At 41.0% G+C, this 15,720-nt stretch carries 12 protein-coding genes and 1 tRNA gene; 12 read left to right on the top strand and 1 reads right to left on the bottom strand.

Annotated elements, in window-relative coordinates; all coding sequences use genetic code 11:
• Positions 1 to 153: 153 nt before the first annotated feature.
• Together HR060_RS00580 and HR060_RS00575 are read left to right on the top strand one after the other, a co-directional pair.
• Positions 154 to 1,215 (top strand): efflux RND transporter periplasmic adaptor subunit, encoded by a 1,062-nt coding sequence (locus HR060_RS00580; RefSeq protein ID WP_174198309.1) that lies wholly within the window; start codon positions 154 to 156, stop codon positions 1,213 to 1,215.
• Between the two features lie 3 nt (positions 1,216 to 1,218).
• The gene (locus HR060_RS00575) at positions 1,219 to 4,305 is read left to right on the top strand and encodes an efflux RND transporter permease subunit (RefSeq protein WP_174198308.1); all 3,087 of its coding nucleotides are present in this window, start codon (positions 1,219 to 1,221) and stop codon (positions 4,303 to 4,305) included.
• Between the two features lie 60 nt (positions 4,306 to 4,365).
• On the opposite strand, the gene yhbY is transcribed toward HR060_RS00575, so the two are convergent.
• The gene (gene yhbY / locus HR060_RS00570; RefSeq protein WP_174198307.1) at positions 4,366 to 4,662 is read right to left on the bottom strand and encodes a ribosome assembly RNA-binding protein YhbY; all 297 of its coding nucleotides are present in this window, start codon (positions 4,660 to 4,662) and stop codon (positions 4,366 to 4,368) included.
• An 84-nt stretch (positions 4,663 to 4,746) separates the two neighbouring features.
• Between yhbY and rlmE the strand changes: the two genes are divergently transcribed.
• The 10 genes from rlmE to HR060_RS00520 all read left to right on the top strand — a co-directional run bounded on the left by rlmE (position 4,747) and on the right by HR060_RS00520 (position 15,719).
• Positions 4,747 to 5,376 carry a 23S rRNA (uridine(2552)-2'-O)-methyltransferase RlmE gene (gene rlmE, locus HR060_RS00565; RefSeq protein ID WP_174198306.1) on the top strand — a complete coding sequence of 210 codons (630 nt, stop codon included), beginning with the start codon at positions 4,747 to 4,749 and terminating at the stop codon, positions 5,374 to 5,376.
• 93 nt (positions 5,377 to 5,469) lie between these two features.
• Complete coding sequence (gene ftsH / locus HR060_RS00560; RefSeq protein WP_174198305.1) at positions 5,470 to 7,434, top strand: ATP-dependent zinc metalloprotease FtsH; 1,965 nt, start codon at positions 5,470 to 5,472, stop codon at positions 7,432 to 7,434.
• A 73-nt stretch (positions 7,435 to 7,507) separates the two neighbouring features.
• Positions 7,508 to 8,335 carry a dihydropteroate synthase gene (folP, locus tag HR060_RS00555; protein ID WP_174198304.1) on the top strand — a complete coding sequence of 276 codons (828 nt, stop codon included), beginning with the start codon at positions 7,508 to 7,510 and terminating at the stop codon, positions 8,333 to 8,335.
• Between the two features lie 11 nt (positions 8,336 to 8,346).
• On the top strand, positions 8,347 to 9,690 hold the full coding sequence (glmM, locus tag HR060_RS00550; protein ID WP_174198503.1) for a phosphoglucosamine mutase: 1,344 nt from the start codon (positions 8,347 to 8,349) through the stop codon (positions 9,688 to 9,690).
• A gap of 66 nt (positions 9,691 to 9,756) precedes the next feature.
• Positions 9,757 to 10,524, top strand: a complete 768-nt coding sequence (tpiA, locus tag HR060_RS00545) for a triose-phosphate isomerase (protein WP_174198303.1) — start codon at positions 9,757 to 9,759, stop codon at positions 10,522 to 10,524.
• A 12-nt stretch (positions 10,525 to 10,536) separates the two neighbouring features.
• Positions 10,537 to 10,875 carry a preprotein translocase subunit SecG gene (gene secG / locus HR060_RS00540; protein WP_174198302.1) on the top strand — a complete coding sequence of 113 codons (339 nt, stop codon included), beginning with the start codon at positions 10,537 to 10,539 and terminating at the stop codon, positions 10,873 to 10,875.
• A gap of 18 nt (positions 10,876 to 10,893) precedes the next feature.
• Positions 10,894 to 10,978 (top strand) — tRNA-Leu (locus HR060_RS00535).
• Between the two features lie 181 nt (positions 10,979 to 11,159).
• On the top strand, positions 11,160 to 14,462 hold the full coding sequence (locus HR060_RS00530; protein WP_174198301.1) for an amidohydrolase family protein: 3,303 nt from the start codon (positions 11,160 to 11,162) through the stop codon (positions 14,460 to 14,462).
• Positions 14,463 to 14,580: 118 nt separating this feature from the next.
• The gene (locus HR060_RS00525; RefSeq protein WP_174198300.1) at positions 14,581 to 15,420 is read left to right on the top strand and encodes an isopenicillin N synthase family oxygenase; all 840 of its coding nucleotides are present in this window, start codon (positions 14,581 to 14,583) and stop codon (positions 15,418 to 15,420) included.
• Entirely contained in the window at positions 15,420 to 15,719 is a 300-nt protein-coding gene (locus tag HR060_RS00520; protein WP_174198299.1) for a hypothetical protein, read from the top strand. Before HR060_RS00525 ends, HR060_RS00520 begins: the two co-directional genes overlap by 1 nt.
• Position 15,720 lies beyond the last annotated feature (1 nt).

The following is a 15,720-nucleotide window of genomic DNA, read 5'->3' as shown; positions in this document are numbered from 1 at the left end:
AGCCCACCTTAATAGGTGGGCTGTTTGTTTTTATAGTTTTACAAAAATGACCAAAGTAGGCGAAAACAATTTGTAACTTAAGAGAAACAAAACTAGTTTCAAAAAAGTACATACCTACAATGAACAAAAAATAAATCAAATATAAGGTGAGTTATGCTACAAGCATTGATTGCCCGAGCACCCCTGATCATACTTTTATTCAGCTTTGTCAGTTTATTGACTTGGCTAAATTGGCCTGAAGCTGAAACGGCACTAAATAAAAAGCGTGGAGATAGGGCGGTTAAAGTTGTTGCAGAACAGGCAAGGGTGAAACCTTTTATTGATAAACTCTTTGCACTTGGTACTGCACAAGCTAACGAAGCCGTTAACCTATACAGTCAATCAGCTGGGCGAGTACAGGATATTCTGTTTGATGATGGTCAAGCCGTTAAAAAAGGGCAGGAGTTAATCAGGCTAGTCCGGGATGAAGAAAAAGCCGAAATAGCAGAACTCAAAGCTAAGTTAGCAGAAGCTAAAGCACAACTTGCTCGCTTGACTGATTTAACAAAAAAGAACTCTGCAGCACAATCTGCACTCGATGCACAGCGAGCTGAAGCTCAAGCCATTGCGGCGCAGCTAAAACAAGCGCAAGCTAAATACGAAAAATTTACCGTCAAAGCACCTTTTGATGGTGTTTTGGGATTGAGGAACATCAGTGTTGGCGCTTTTGTTTCAACTTCAACAACAATTACGACATTAGATGATACTCGCTCTATTAAAGTTGACTTTACCGTGCCTGAAAAAGAACTCAATCGCCTGGCTATTGAGCAACAAATTGAAGTGAAAAATGCTGCGCACCCTGATACCACTTTTACAGGGATAGTGACAAGTATTGATTCGAGAATCGACCCTACTACACGTGCGATTAACATCAGAGCGAAAATAGATAATGAAAAGGGTTTATTAAAACCTGGCATGTTACTCGATATCTCTTTAGTTCGAAGTAATGATCAAGCCATGTTTGTAGATGAAAAAGCAGTATTTCCTAAAGCGGACAAACAATTTGTTTATCTGGTCATTGATGATAAAGCAGTGTTGACGCAAGTGGAAATAGGTCGCAGACGTCCCGGAATTGTTGAAATAACAGCGGGTGTTGAACAAGGCCAAAATATTGTTGTTGAAGGTGCAATCAAACTGCGAAATGGTGCGGCGGTCACTATGGTTACAGAGGGGTAAACCATGTTGTTATCAGATGTGAGTGTTAAGCGCCCTGTTTTTGCTAGTGTGATCAATCTGTTGGTGATCACATTTGGTATTGTCGCATTTACACTTTTACCGCTCAGAGAATACCCTGATATTGATGCGCCTGTTGTTAGTATTAACACCAGTTATCCGGGGGCATCGGCTGCAATTGTTGAGACTAAAATCACCCAAGTTTTAGAAGATAGGATCAGCGGTATCAGTGGCGTGAAAAATATTACGTCAACCAGCCGTGATGGTCGGTCGAGCATTTCAATTGAATTCGAGCTATCGCGAGATATTGACGCGGCAGCTAATGATGTCAGAGAGAGAATTTCAAGGGCGTTAAATAATCTTCCCGAACAAGCCCTGCCGCCTGAGGTTTTTAAATCAGATGACGATGATGATGTGATCGCTTGGTTTAATCTTCGCAGCGAAAATATGTCTGTGTTGGAATTAACTGATTATGCTAATCGTTACATTGTCGATAGGTTTGCCGTTGTTGATGGTGTTGCTCGTATCCGAGTCGGTGGTGGTCGTGATTATGTAATGAAGTTATCGCTTGATAGGCAGGCTATGGCTGCCCGTGGTATCACGGTAAATGATATTGAAAACACGCTGAGAAACGAAAACGTCGAACTGCCAGCTGGACAAATCAAATCAGTAGAAAGAGATTTTGCCGTTAGAGTTAATCGAACTTATTTAAGTCCAGAAGACTTTAAAACTATGGTTATTGGCAGAGGGACTGATGGCCATTTAGTCAGTGTTGCTGAGGTCGCAAAAGTTGAATTAACCGCTGCTGATGATAATACCTTGTTCCGAGGTAACGGGGTTAATATGGTTGGCCTTGGCTTAATTAAGCAATCGAAAGCGAATACGCTTGAGGTTGTAAAAGGTGCAAGGGCTGAATTACAAGAAATTGCCAAATCATTACCACAAGGTACGTTTATCGTTGATTCTTACGACTCTTCTGTATTCATCCAAGGTTCGATTGATGAGGTTTATAACACGTTACAAATCGCTATTGTGTTAGTTATCGCTGTAATTTTCCTCTTTTTAGGCAATATCAGAGCGACTTTGATACCCGCAATAACAGTGCCTGTGGCATTGATTGGTGCATTCACAGTACTTTATATGTTGGATTTTTCAATCAACCTACTGACATTACTGGCATTGGTATTGGCAATTGGTTTAGTGGTTGATGATGCCATTGTTGTACTTGAAAATATCTACAGCCGAATTGAAAAAGGCGAGCCTCCATTAGTAGCAGCTTATCAAGGTGCTCGAGAAGTTGGCTTTGCTGTCATTGCGACAACACTAGTTCTGGTAGCCGTCTTTGTACCCTTAGTGTTTTTACAAGGCAATATTGGCAGGTTATTTACTGAATTTGCTTTAGCTATTGTTGCTGCCGTTATTTTTTCAAGCTTCACGGCTTTGACCTTATCGCCAATGATGTGCTCAAAGTTCTTAAAAGCTCAACCGAAACAAAAATTAGATAAACCAAGTATTTTCAAACGTGCGTTCAGTACTATTGAGGAAGGCTACCAGCATATATTGGCAAAAAGCCTTCACGCCCCGTTGTTGCTTTTGTTGGTTTTCCTTCTCGCGTTATTGTCGGTTGATACGCTGTTCAAAGCCTTGCCCAGTGAATATGCTCCGAAAGAAGACAGAGGTGGTTTTTTTGTCTCAATGCGAGGAGCAGAGGGGGCAAGTTTTGAAAGTAACAAACGCAACATCGAGAAAATTGAATCTGTTCTGATGGAATCATTAGAACGAGGTGAGTTAGAGCGTGTATTAGTGCGAGTGCCTGGCTTTGGTGGTTCTGGTGGTATTGCTATTGTCGGTATGCCAGAGTGGGATAAACGGGAAATTGATACCTTTACCTACATTAATAATTTAAGACCTCAATTAGGTGAAATTGTTGATGTACAAGCGTTTGCTATTATGAGACGCGGATTAGGTGGCCGTGGGTTAGGTCGGCCTGTACAGTTTGTATTGCAAGGGAATACTTACGAAGAACTTGCTATGTGGCGCGATACTTTGTTTGAAAAAGCACAAGCAAATCCTAGTTTGATTCGTTTAGATAGTGATTATCAAGAAACGTACCCGCAATTTAGTGTTGAAATTAATCGCAAAAGAGCTGCTGATTTAGGCGTGTCGGTTGCTGAAATCGGCCGTACTTTGCAAACGATGCTCGGGCAAAGACGTGTTACTACTTACATAGAGCGCGGTGAAGAGTATGACGTTCTGCTTGAAGGTGAAGATAGCGATTTTCTAAGTCCTAGTGATATCGATAACATTTATGTACGCTCAGCTAGAACAAACCAGTTGATCCCCCTAGCTAATCTGGTTGAAATCACCGAACAAGCAACATCGGCCAAATTAAATCGTTATAACCGCCTTAGAAGTATTACTATCTCTGCAAATTTGGCGGATGGTTACACGTTGGGAGAAGCACTGAATTTCCTTAATAACCTCGTCGTTGATGAATTACCAGCACATGCAAAAGTTGACTACAAAGGCCAATCACAAATGATGCAAGAAAATGCTAATTCCATGCTGTTTGTATTTGCCCTCGCATTGTTAATCGCTTATCTGGTGATGGCTGCTCAGTTCGAAAGCTTTACCCATCCAATTGTAATCTTGTTAACCGTGCCTCTTGCACTCGTTGGTGCTCTTGCGGGCCTGTATTTTTCTGATATGTCTGTGAATATATTCAGCCAAATTGGTTTGGTAATGTTAATTGGATTAGCGGCTAAAAATGGTATTTTAATTGTCGAGTTTGCTAATCAGCTACGCGATAAAGGGGTTGAGTTTGAGCAAGCTTTACTTGAGGCGTCCAAACACAGACTAAGACCTATCATTATGACTTCAATCACTACTGTGATGAGCGCCATACCGCTTGTTGTTGGTACAGGACCTGGTTCTGAAAGTCGAATGGTAATTGGTATGGTGATATTAGCTGGGGTGACGGTTGCATCGATTATGACGCTATTTGTTGTACCTGCTGCATATTATTGGTTGTGTAAGAATACAGATTCGCCACAGGCGGTAACACAAAGGTTGAAAAAACTACTCAGTAAATAAAACAAAAAAGCTCATTAAAAATTTAATGAGCTTTTTTATATTCAGAATTAGAAGTGGAGCTTACTTTTTAGGTAACTCTACTTTTTTTTCATCACTTTGTTTGAAAAGTACTTGAGTGTGGCCAATTACTTGAATTTGCTCAGCACCCGTTTCACGAACAATTGCATCCATGATGAGTTTTTTCTCTTCTCTATCATCAGTTGGTACTTTTACTTTGATGAGCTCGTGATGTCCTAAAGCGTTGTCGATTTCAGCGATAACACCCTCAGTTAAACCATTGCTGCCAAGTTGTACCAGTGGCTTTAAAGAGTGAGCAAGGTTTTTTAAATGCTGCTTTTGCTTATTAGAAAGTTGCATATTGAATACTTTTTCTCGGGTAAAGGTTGAATTCCTGCTATTTTAACGCCATCTAGGGTGTATTACTAATTTCTGGCCATATTTATGTCGCAAAAAAAGCATTCAGGCAGTTCTAAACGTTGGTTAAAAGAACATTTTGATGATCATTACGTGCAAAAAGCACAAAAGCTTGGGCTTCGTTCACGTGCAGCTTTCAAAATTGAAGAGATTCAAAATAAAGATAAATTGATAAAACCAGGTCAAACGGTTGTCGATTTAGGTGCTGCACCAGGAGGTTGGTCGCAATACGCTGCCGATATCGTCGGTGATGATGGTACAGTTGTCGCTTGCGACATTTTAGAAATGGATTCCATCGCAGGTGTTGATATCTTACAAGGCGACTTTAGAGAAGAAAGCGTACTCAATGCTTTACTTGATCGTATTGGTGGTCGTAACGTAGACGTTGTAATGTCAGATATGGCACCTAATATGGCCGGTAATGATGCTGTTGATCAGCCAAGAGCTATGTATCTTGTAGAGCTTGCACTGGATATGTGTCATCAGGTGCTAAAAGCCAATGGGTCATTTGTGGTTAAGGTTTTCCAAGGTGAAGGCTTTGATCAATATTTACAAGACGTACGTAGTGCTTTTAAAGTGGTTAAAACGCGCAAACCTGACTCTTCTCGAGCTCGATCTCGTGAAGTTTATCTCGTTGCGACTGGATATAAATGTTAAACCTATTTATCATCTATTAATTGTTATAGATTTAAACAGACTATTCAGCAATTTTGCTGAGCTTAATATCGTTTTTCAAAAGAGGTTAATGTCTTGAGTGATATGGCAAAAAATCTAATCCTTTGGGTTGTGATTGCATTAGTTTTGATGACAGTGTTTCAAAACTTCAGCCCAACGGGTGAAACTGGGAAGAAAATGGATTACACCACCTTCGTTAAAGAAGTTAACCAAGGCGGTGTGCGTGATGCTCAAGTTGACCCTCACGAGGGGATTATTCGCGGTACCAAACGAAGCGGTGAACGCTTTGAAACGGTAATGCCACTTCGTGATGACAACATCCTTGATGAAATGATCAAAAAAGATGTAAAGGTTGAAGGTGTTAAAGCTGAAGAGCCTAGCATTCTTACTTCTATCTTCATCTCTTGGTTCCCAATGCTACTTCTTATCGGTGTGTGGATTTTCTTCATGCGTCAGATGCAAGGTGGCGGTGGTAAAGGTGCGATGTCTTTCGGTAAGAGTAAAGCGCGCTTAATGAGTGAAGACCAAATCAAAACAACTTTCACCGACGTTGCAGGTTGTGATGAAGCTAAAGAAGAAGTTGCTGAATTAGTTGATTACTTACGCGACCCTACAAAATTCCAAAAGTTGGGCGGTCGAATTCCAACTGGCGTATTAATGGTAGGTCCTCCTGGTACAGGTAAAACCTTATTAGCCAAAGCGATTGCTGGTGAAGCTAAAGTACCATTCTTCACTATTTCTGGTTCTGACTTTGTTGAAATGTTTGTAGGTGTTGGTGCATCTCGTGTACGTGACATGTTTGAACAAGCCAAAAAGTCTGCGCCTTGTATTATCTTTATCGATGAAATCGATGCGGTAGGCCGTCAGCGTGGTGCAGGTTTAGGTGGTGGTCACGATGAGCGTGAACAAACATTAAACCAAATGCTTGTTGAGATGGATGGTTTTGAAGGCAACGAAGGTATCATTGTTATTGCTGCAACTAACCGTCCAGATGTATTAGACCCAGCATTACTTCGCCCAGGTCGTTTTGACCGCCAAGTAACGGTTGGCTTACCTGATGTTCGTGGTCGTGAACAAATTCTTAAAGTACACATGAGAAAAGTACCTCTAGGCGACGATGTTGAAGCAGCTGTGATTGCCCGTGGTACACCTGGTTTCTCTGGTGCTGATTTAGCTAACTTAGTTAACGAAGCTGCACTATTTGCCGCTCGTAACAACAAGCGTCTTGTTTGTATGGAAGAGTTTGAAAAAGCTAAAGACAAGATCTTAATGGGTGCTGAACGCAAGTCTATGGTGATGAGCGAAGAAGAAAAAGAAATGACTGCTTATCACGAAGCAGGTCACGCTATTGTTGGGCGACTTGTACCCGAACATGACCCAGTTTATAAAGTATCTATCATTCCACGCGGCCGTGCATTAGGTGTAACCATGTACTTACCAGAGCAAGACCGTGTTAGTCACTCTAAACAGCATTTAGAAAGCATGCTTTCTAGCTTGTTTGGTGGTCGTTTAGCTGAAGAAATTATCTACGGCAAAGAAAAAGTGACGACTGGTGCTTCGAATGACATCGAGCGTGCTACTGATATTGCTCGTAAAATGGTTACTCAGTGGGGTTTATCTGAAAAGTTAGGTCCATTGTTATATGCAGAAGAAGAAGGCGAAGTATTCCTTGGTCGTTCATCTTCACAAGCTAAAAGCATGTCTGATGAAACAGCACGCACTATTGATGAAGAAGTTCGTCGAGTAGTTGACGAAAACTACACGCGTGCAGAGAACTTGCTTAAAGAAAATATGGATATACTTCACGCAATGAAAGATGCGTTAATGAAGTACGAAACTATTGATGCAAAGCAAATTGATGATTTGATGGCACGTCGACCAGTTGGCGAACCTCAAGATTGGAGCAATCAAAATAACTCAGACAATTCATCTAAACCAACAGGTGGTGCTGAGGCTAAATCAGATAACAAGACTGAAGCTGAGCAAAGCCCTGAACAAAAAGTTGAACCTGAGTTAACGCCTGACGACAAAACATCTTAAGGTTTATCACTCTTTAAAAAAATGCCTCTCTTAGTAGAGGCATTTTTCATTGTAAAAACGAAAAGCACAATTAATGAGCAAAGACTTCACTACTTTACTTCAAACAACGACATCACCTTTGGTGATGGGCATTTTAAATGTTACCCCCGATTCATTCAGCGACGGTGGCCAGTTTGATCAAATAAACTCGGCAATAGAACAAGCTGAATTAATGATACAACAAGGTGCTGACATCATAGATATCGGTGGTGAGTCGACAAGGCCGAATGCCGAAGAGGTTAGTTTAGAAGAAGAGCTATCTCGTGTTATTCCTGCGATCAAAGCAATTAAAAGCAAATTTGATGTCTGGGTTTCGATTGATACCAGTAAAGCCGAGGTGATGAAGCAAGCTGTTGAAGCTGGGGCTGATATTATCAATGATGTTCGAGCATTGACGCTACCAGGGGCGCTGGATGTTGCAGTACAAGCTCAAGTACCTGTTTGCCTAATGCATATGCAAGGGCAACCTAAGAACATGCAAAACAACCCTCAATATGATGAAGTTGTTACTGATGTACTGCAATATTTACTTGAGCGGGCTGATGAGTGTACGCAAGCAGGTATTGCAAAAGCCAACATCATTATTGATCCCGGGTTTGGTTTCGGTAAAACTGCCGATAACAATTTTAAAATACTTAATCAATTAGATGCGTTTACTGCATCTGGTTATCCTGTACTAGCTGGTTTATCTCGAAAAACGATGATTGGCCATGCAACAGGGCAAGATGTTGAAAACAGAGTTTATGGAAGCGTAGCCGGTGCGTTAATTTGTGCCCAAAAAGGTGCTGATATTATTAGAGTGCATGACGTTCAAGCGACAGTCGATGCATTGGCAGTATTAGAACATACTCAACGAGCATAACAAGAAGAGTCATTATGGAAAGAAAATATTTTGGAACAGATGGTATTAGAGGCAAAGTCGGTGAAGGTAAAATCACACCTGAGTTTGCACTTCGACTAGGTTTTGCTGCTGGACGAGTATTATCTCAGCAAGGACACAAAAGTGTTTTAATTGGTAAAGATACCCGTATCTCTGGCTATATGATTGAATCCGCTCTAGAAGCTGGTTTATCTGCAGCTGGTGTTAACGTCGGCTTATTAGGACCAATGCCTACTCCTGCTATTGCTTATTTGACTAGAGCCTTCCGCGCTGATGCTGGTATTGTTATTAGTGCCTCGCACAACCCGTATTATGATAACGGCATTAAGTTCTTTTCAGCAGATGGAATGAAATTAGATGACGATATTGAATTAGCTATTGAAACTGAGCTGGATAAACCTGTAGAAGTTGTCAGCTCTGAGTTACTAGGTAAAGCAAAGCGAATTGATGATGCTGCTGGTCGTTATATTGAATTCTGTAAGAGCCGATTCCCGACTGAGCTGTCTTTAAAAGGTCTGAAAGTTGTTGTTGATTGTGCCCATGGTGCTACTTACCACATTGCCCCTAAAGTATTAGAAGAATTAGGCGCTGAAGTTATTTCGATTGGTGTTACTCCAAATGGTTTAAATATCAACGATAACTGCGGTGCAACATCATTAAATCAGCTGCAAGAAAAAGTTAAAGAAGTTAAAGCTGATTTAGGTTTTGCTTTAGATGGTGATGGCGACCGTATTATGCTTGTCGACCATAAAGGCAATATCATCGATGGTGACCAAATTGTCTTTATTATTGCACGTGAAGCACTCAAACGTGGTCAATTAGACGGTGGCGTTGTTGGAACACTGATGAGTAATCTAGGACTTGAAGTTGCATTACGTAACTTAGGTGTGCCATTTACACGCTCAAAAGTAGGTGACCGTTACGTACTGGCTGAGCTGCAAAATAACGGCTGGTCAATTGGTGGTGAAAATTCAGGTCACGTATTAAACCTAACTCAAACTAGTACAGGTGATGGCATCATCGCAGGCCTTCAAGTTTTAAAAGCGATAATTAAAACAGGAATGAGCCTACATCAATTAAGCCAAGGTATGGAAATGTACCCTCAAGTATTGGTCAACGTTCGTTATCAGGCTGATCAAGCTTCACCATTAGATTCTGATGCCGTTAAATCGGTTACAGAGGAAGTTGAGAGTGAATTAGGTGATACGGGACGCGTTTTACTTCGCAAATCAGGCACTGAACCATTGATTCGCGTCATGGTTGAAGGTAAGGATGAACAGAAAGTAACCGAATCAGCGAATAAAATTGCTGAAGTTGTTAAGCAAAGTTTAAATTAAATGAGTTAACTACTTGTAACTAGTAGTAATGATAGCTAAAATCACGCCCGCTCTATTGGAGTCAGTATGACAAAACGTAAACCCGTTGTTGCAGCAAACTGGAAAATGAATGGTGATCGTCGCTTAGTCGATGATTTAATGAATACTTTCCAAGGCTCAGCTATTTTCCAACAAGTTGAAGTTGTTTTAAGTACACCAGCAACCTTGTTAGATTACAGCCAACAACAAAGACAAAACGCCTGCCCAGAAATAGTTTTGGCAGCGCAAAACATGAGTCATCTTGATTCAGGTGCCCATACAGGCGAGCTATCTGCTCAAATGTTTAAAGAAGTGGGTTGTGATTGGGTTTATTGTGGTCATTCAGAGCGTCGCCATGTTTATGGTGAAAGCTCAAAGCTAACTGCTAAAAAGTTTGTCCAAGCTAAAGAAGCTGGGCTAGTACCTGTACTTTGTGTAGGTGAAACTGAAGAAGAACGCCAAAAAGGTAAAGCTTTTTCAAGACTCACATCTCAAATTGAAGCTGTGATTAATTTAGCAGGTAAAGATTGCTTTGAAGGTGCACTCGTGGCTTATGAGCCAGTTTGGGCGATTGGTACTGGAAATCCAGCCACGCCAGAAATTGCACAAGAGGCACACAAGTTTATTCGTGGTATGATAGCTGCAATGTGTGCTGAAACAGCAGACAGCGTAAGAATTTTATACGGTGGAAGTGTAAAGCCTGAGAATGCCCAGGCGTTATTTAGCCAGCCAGATATAGACGGAGGTCTTATCGGTGGAGCGGCACTTAAACCGGAGCAGTTTATGAGCATATGCCAAGCTGCAGTTGGACAATAATTGGATAGATAAATGTACGAGATTTTATTAGGCGCGTTTTTATTAACTGCAATTGCTTTAGTTGGTTTGATTTTAATCCAACAGGGTAAAGGTGCAGACATGGGCTCTTCATTTGGTGCTGGTGCATCAAACACAATGTTCGGTTCGTCGGGCTCAGGTAACTTTTTAACAAAATCGACTGCAGTATTAGCGACAATCTTTTTTGTATTAAGCCTTATTTTAGGTAACTTATCTTCTAAGCAAAATAAGCAAGTTGATGAGTGGGAAAACTTAGCTGCTCCTGAGGTATCTCAACCTCTAGCTGAAGATATCCCAGCTGTAGAATCACAAGATTCTGACGTACCAAACTAATCTAACAGTTTAAAATTTGCGGATGTGGTGGAATTGGTAGACACGCCATCTTGAGGGGGTGGTGGCTTAGGCCGTGCGGGTTCAAGTCCCGCCATCCGCACCAACTACTAACAAGCGTATCAATTGATACGCTTTTTTTTGCCTTAAATTCACTCCAATACCTTACTGTTGTTGATAACTGACATTTTCACCATTATTCGTGAGAATAATTTACCTTGTGTTAATTGCTTGTCGCTAAAAATTTAAACAATATGCGCAATAAGAAATAACGTAAGAGAAATGTCATGAAATTATCGAAACTGATTCTTGCATCTAGCTTAGCTCTGACTGCTATGACTGCATCAAATACAGTATTCGCTGGTTCGGAACCAAGCCAAGCCGAAAAAAAATGGGATGTTTTAGCACCAGACTTACCGCTTAAACAAGTTAGTATTAGCACTGAGCAAACAACTTGGTCTAATTTAACTTTAGCTAAAGATGGCCAGTCATTCTTTTTTGATATGTTAGGTGATATCTATCAAGTTGACATTGAAGGTGGTCAAGCTAGAGCTATTACAGAAGACTTTGCTTGGAATATTCAACCTAGCGTCAGTCCTGATGGCAAAAGTATCGCTTTTATTTCAGATCGCGGTGGTATTTCTAGTTTGTGGTTAATGGACTTAAACGGTGAAAATAAACGCCAAATTAGCCAATTTAAAGAAGACATTGTCCATTCACCAGCATGGAGCCCTGATGGTAAGACAGTAGCCGTAACCAAAGGTATTATGTCTGGCCGTAGTATACCAGCAGGTGAAATTTGGTTATTTAATATCAATGGCGGTAGCGGTATCAAAGTGAAAGCCAGAGTAAACGGTGAGCACGATCAAAAAAATATCGCTGATGCCAAATTCTCGCCAGATGGCAAGTATCTTTATTACACCAGAGACATCACTCCAGGTCGTACCTTCTCTTACAATCGAGATGCGTTAAAAGGCTTGTTTGCCGTTATTCGATATGAATTGGCAACAGGTGTAGAAGAGACGCTTATTTCTGGGGTTGGAGGCGCTATTGTGCCAACACCATCGCCAGACGGTCAGTCAATTGCTTACATTAGACGTGTAAATGAAAAGACTGCTTTATTTGTAAAAGATTTGAAATCGGGTATTGAAACTCCGCTTAACACTAATATGGAACGTGACCTACAAGAAGGCTTTGGCTCTGAAGGTTACTACAGCTACTTTGAATGGACACAACAAGGCGATGCAATCGTTTACTGGAGTAAAGGCCAATTTCAACAAATCGATGTAAATACTAAAGCAGTAACACCTATTCCAGTTAAAATTGACGCCAAGTTGCAAGTAGCTGATCCTGTTCGACCTGAAGTGGTATTTGATGATAAAACCTTCGATGTCAAAATGGCACGTTGGGCTCAAACATCACCTGATGGTAAAAAAGCTGTTTTCCAAGCACTGGGGAAAATATATGTTAAAGACATCAAATCAGGGAAACTCAAGCGCCTTACAAAACAAAACGATCACGATGAATTTTACCCACGCTTCTCGCCAAATGGTAAGCACATTGTTTACACAACTTGGAATGATGAAAAACTAGGTTCGATTCGCTTGGTAAAAGCTAAAGGCGGTAAGGGTAAAGTATTATCTAAAGCACCGGGTCACTACGTAGAGCCAAGCTTCTCAGCTGATGGCAAACAGATTGCCTATAGAAAATTCAGTGGTGGTTATATTTTGAGCTCTGAGTGGTCACTAGAACCTGGCCTTTATGTGACAGACATTAAAGGCAAGTCTCACAAACGCGTCAGTAAGTCGGGTTACCAACCACACTTCTCAGGTGATGATAACCGCCTGTATTTCACTAATTATGTGCCCGGTTCACATGGTACGAAAAAAGAATTTCTCAGTGTAAACCTATCTGGTGATTTAAACGCAAATGACCAAAAGGTCCATGTGACAGGTAAAGATGTGACTGAGTTTAGGTTATCGCCAGATAAGCAAACACTTGCGTTTGTTCATCAAAATAAAGCTTATATCGCCGATTATGTAGAATATGGCCAAAAGCAAGATATCACACCATCTGCAAAACAAGTTGTTGTTAAACGAGTCAGTAAGCAAGCAAGTGAGAACTTACATTGGTCTGCTGATACCCTACAGTGGTCTTATTCAGATACATTATATTCAGTCAAACTTGATCAAGTTCACGATGAAGGCTTCCAAGCGCTCAATGACGGTCTTTCGCTGAGTTTCAAAAAAGCGGTAGATAAACCTAAAGGAGTTATTGCCTTTACTAATGCAAATGTCGTGACCATGCGTGATGCTGATAATCAACAAGAAATCATTAAGCAAGGTGTTGTTGTTGTAGAAGGTGAGCGAATTATCGCTGTTGGCCAAGCTAGTGAAGTTAATATTCCTAATAATGCCCAAGTGGTGGATTTAGCAGGTAAAACACTGTTACCAGGTTTAATCGATGCACATGCTCATGGTGCCCAAGGTCGTGAAGAGATTATTCCTCAACAAAACTGGATTAATTATTCAGGTTTATCTTTTGGTGTGACAACCATTCATGACCCGTCTAATGACACTTCTGAGATCTTCGCAGCAAGTGAACTACAAAAAGCGGGCAAATTAATTGCGCCGAGAATTTTCTCAACGGGTACTATCTTATACGGTGCCAAAGCTCCTGATTACAAAGCCCAAATAGATAACTATGACGATGCTAAATTCCATATGCAGCGCCTCAAATCAGCTGGTGCAGTATCGGTTAAAAGCTACAACCAGCCACGTCGTGATCAGCGTCAACAAGTCTTGGTTGCTTCTCGCGAACTCGATATGTTGGTTGTGCCTGAAGGTGGCGGTAAATTCCACCAAAACCTCACTATGTTGTTAGATGGCCATACAGGTTTAGAGCATGCTTTGCCAATTGCACGCGGCTATGATGATGTTACCCAACTTTGGTCTCAAACTGATTTTGGTTACACCCCAACTTTTGTTGTTGCTTATGGTGGTCTAACTGGTGAGAAATATTGGTATGACAGAACCAATGTCTGGCAGAATGAGCGTTTAATGCAATTTGTCCCTAAGTTTATTGTTGAGCCTATTTCAGTGCGTCGCCAGAAAGCGCCTGATTCTCATTATAACCACATTGAGATCGCCAAGTACGCTAAAGAGCTACGTGATAACGGTGTCCGAGTGATGATTGGTGCACACGGTCAACGCGAAGGTTTAGGTGCCCACTGGGAAATGTGGATGATGGCACAAGGTGGTTTTACGCCGTGGGAAGCTTTACGAGGTGCTACATATGATGGTGCTAAACATCTAGGCATGGACAAGCAAATTGGCAGTTTAGAAGTTGGTAAGCTAGCTGATATGATTGTTATTGATGGTGATGTACTCAGCGATATTCGCCTATCTGAGCGCGTCAGCCATACCATGATTAATGGCCGATTATACAATGCAGCAACGATGAATGAATTGTTCGATCGTGCGACGAAACGTGAACCTTTCTACTTTGAACGCTTAGATGTGACATCCATGCCCACATCTACCCAAAAAGCAATTGAAGCGAAAAAAGAGCGTCATCACTGGGTTCACTAAATACCAGCTTGGTTTTATATTTATAAAGGCTCCTATCGGAGCCTTTTTTCTATTTGCAATTAAGGACGAGTTAGTAATATGCTGGCTCGATTGTTTTAGATTTTTTATTGCCAATAAAGTGAATATACAAGTTGTCGATTTTACCGCAGCCAATGCACCAGAGTGTTTTGTACAATCATTAAAAGAAACTGGGTTTGCCGTTTTAATTAATCACCCTTTAACTTCTGAGCAATTGACTGAGTTGTATCAAAGTTGGCAAGCGTTTTTCGATTCTGATGAAAAGCAGCAGTTTATTTTTGATCCAGCTAAGCAGGATGGTTTTTTTTCTACCGAAACGTCTGAAACGGCAAAGGGCGCAAAAAATAAAGACCTGAAAGAATTTTATCATTACTACCCTTGGGGCAGGGCCCCGCAGGCATTAGCGAGTATTACTCAAAGTTATTACCAACAAGCATCTCAATTAGCTTCAACACTGTTGGATTGGGTAGAGCAATACTCTCCTGAAAATATTAAGCAATGCTATTCACAAAGTTTATCGTCGATGATTGACTCCACACCGAATACTTTACTTAGAGTTCTACACTACCCACCACTAACTGGAGATGAGCCAGAAGGGGCAGTCAGAGCGGCTGCTCATGAAGATATCAATTTGTTAACGGTTTTACCTGCGGCGAATGAAGCGGGGTTACAAGTTAAAGATAAGACAGGTAATTGGTTAGACGTTCCTTGTGACTATGGCAGTTTAGTTATCAATATAGGTGATATGTTACAAGAAGCCTCTCAGGGATATTTTCCTTCAACTAGTCACCGCGTTATTAACCCTGAAGGAAAAGCTGCCTTTAAGTCACGTATTGCTTTACCGCTATTTTTGCATCCAAAGTCTGATGTCGTGCTATCTGATAGGCATACACAAGCGAGTTATTTGTTAGAGCGGTTAAAAGAGTTAGGGCTCAAATAATGACAAAGAAGTTTTCAGCTTATGCTCGATTTTTTAGCTCACAACTCGTGGTGATTGTGTTAATTACCTTGGGTATTTTTGGCCTTGCTGCTTTGGTTAAGTTTATTTTATTTGGTGGGTATTTTAAGTTTGTCGGCTCAGGCGGTAATCCGTTGAGTCATCCTTTTACCATTGTGTTGGCGTTATTGGCATTAGTGATAAGTTTAGGCATCTCTTGGTACAAAAAGTACCAAGAGAAACGCATTATTCAGTCACTTAAAAGGCACAAAAAAGCTAAATCAAGTAGTGATAGTGAATAGC

Source organism: Marinifaba aquimaris, assembly GCF_013328345.1.
Classification (GTDB): domain Bacteria; phylum Pseudomonadota; class Gammaproteobacteria; order Enterobacterales; family Alteromonadaceae; genus Marinifaba; species Marinifaba aquimaris.
Note: the sequence above shows the minus strand (reverse complement) of the source record. Positions and strands in the feature narration are given on the sequence as shown.

Coding starts and splice junctions, on each gene's coding strand:
- HR060_RS00520 (WP_174198299.1), top strand. CDS start 15,420: ATGACAAAGAAGTTTTCAGCTTATGCTCGATTTTTTAGCTCACAACTC.
- HR060_RS00580 (WP_174198309.1), top strand. CDS start 154: ATGCTACAAGCATTGATTGCCCGAGCACCCCTGATCATACTTTTATTC.
- folP (WP_174198304.1), top strand. CDS start 7,508: ATGAGCAAAGACTTCACTACTTTACTTCAAACAACGACATCACCTTTG.
- tpiA (WP_174198303.1), top strand. CDS start 9,757: ATGACAAAACGTAAACCCGTTGTTGCAGCAAACTGGAAAATGAATGGT.
- HR060_RS00530 (WP_174198301.1), top strand. CDS start 11,160: ATGAAATTATCGAAACTGATTCTTGCATCTAGCTTAGCTCTGACTGCT.
- rlmE (WP_174198306.1), top strand. CDS start 4,747: ATGTCGCAAAAAAAGCATTCAGGCAGTTCTAAACGTTGGTTAAAAGAA.
- secG (WP_174198302.1), top strand. CDS start 10,537: ATGTACGAGATTTTATTAGGCGCGTTTTTATTAACTGCAATTGCTTTA.
- yhbY (WP_174198307.1), bottom strand. CDS start 4,662: ATGCAACTTTCTAATAAGCAAAAGCAGCATTTAAAAAACCTTGCTCAC.
- HR060_RS00575 (WP_174198308.1), top strand. CDS start 1,219: ATGTTGTTATCAGATGTGAGTGTTAAGCGCCCTGTTTTTGCTAGTGTG.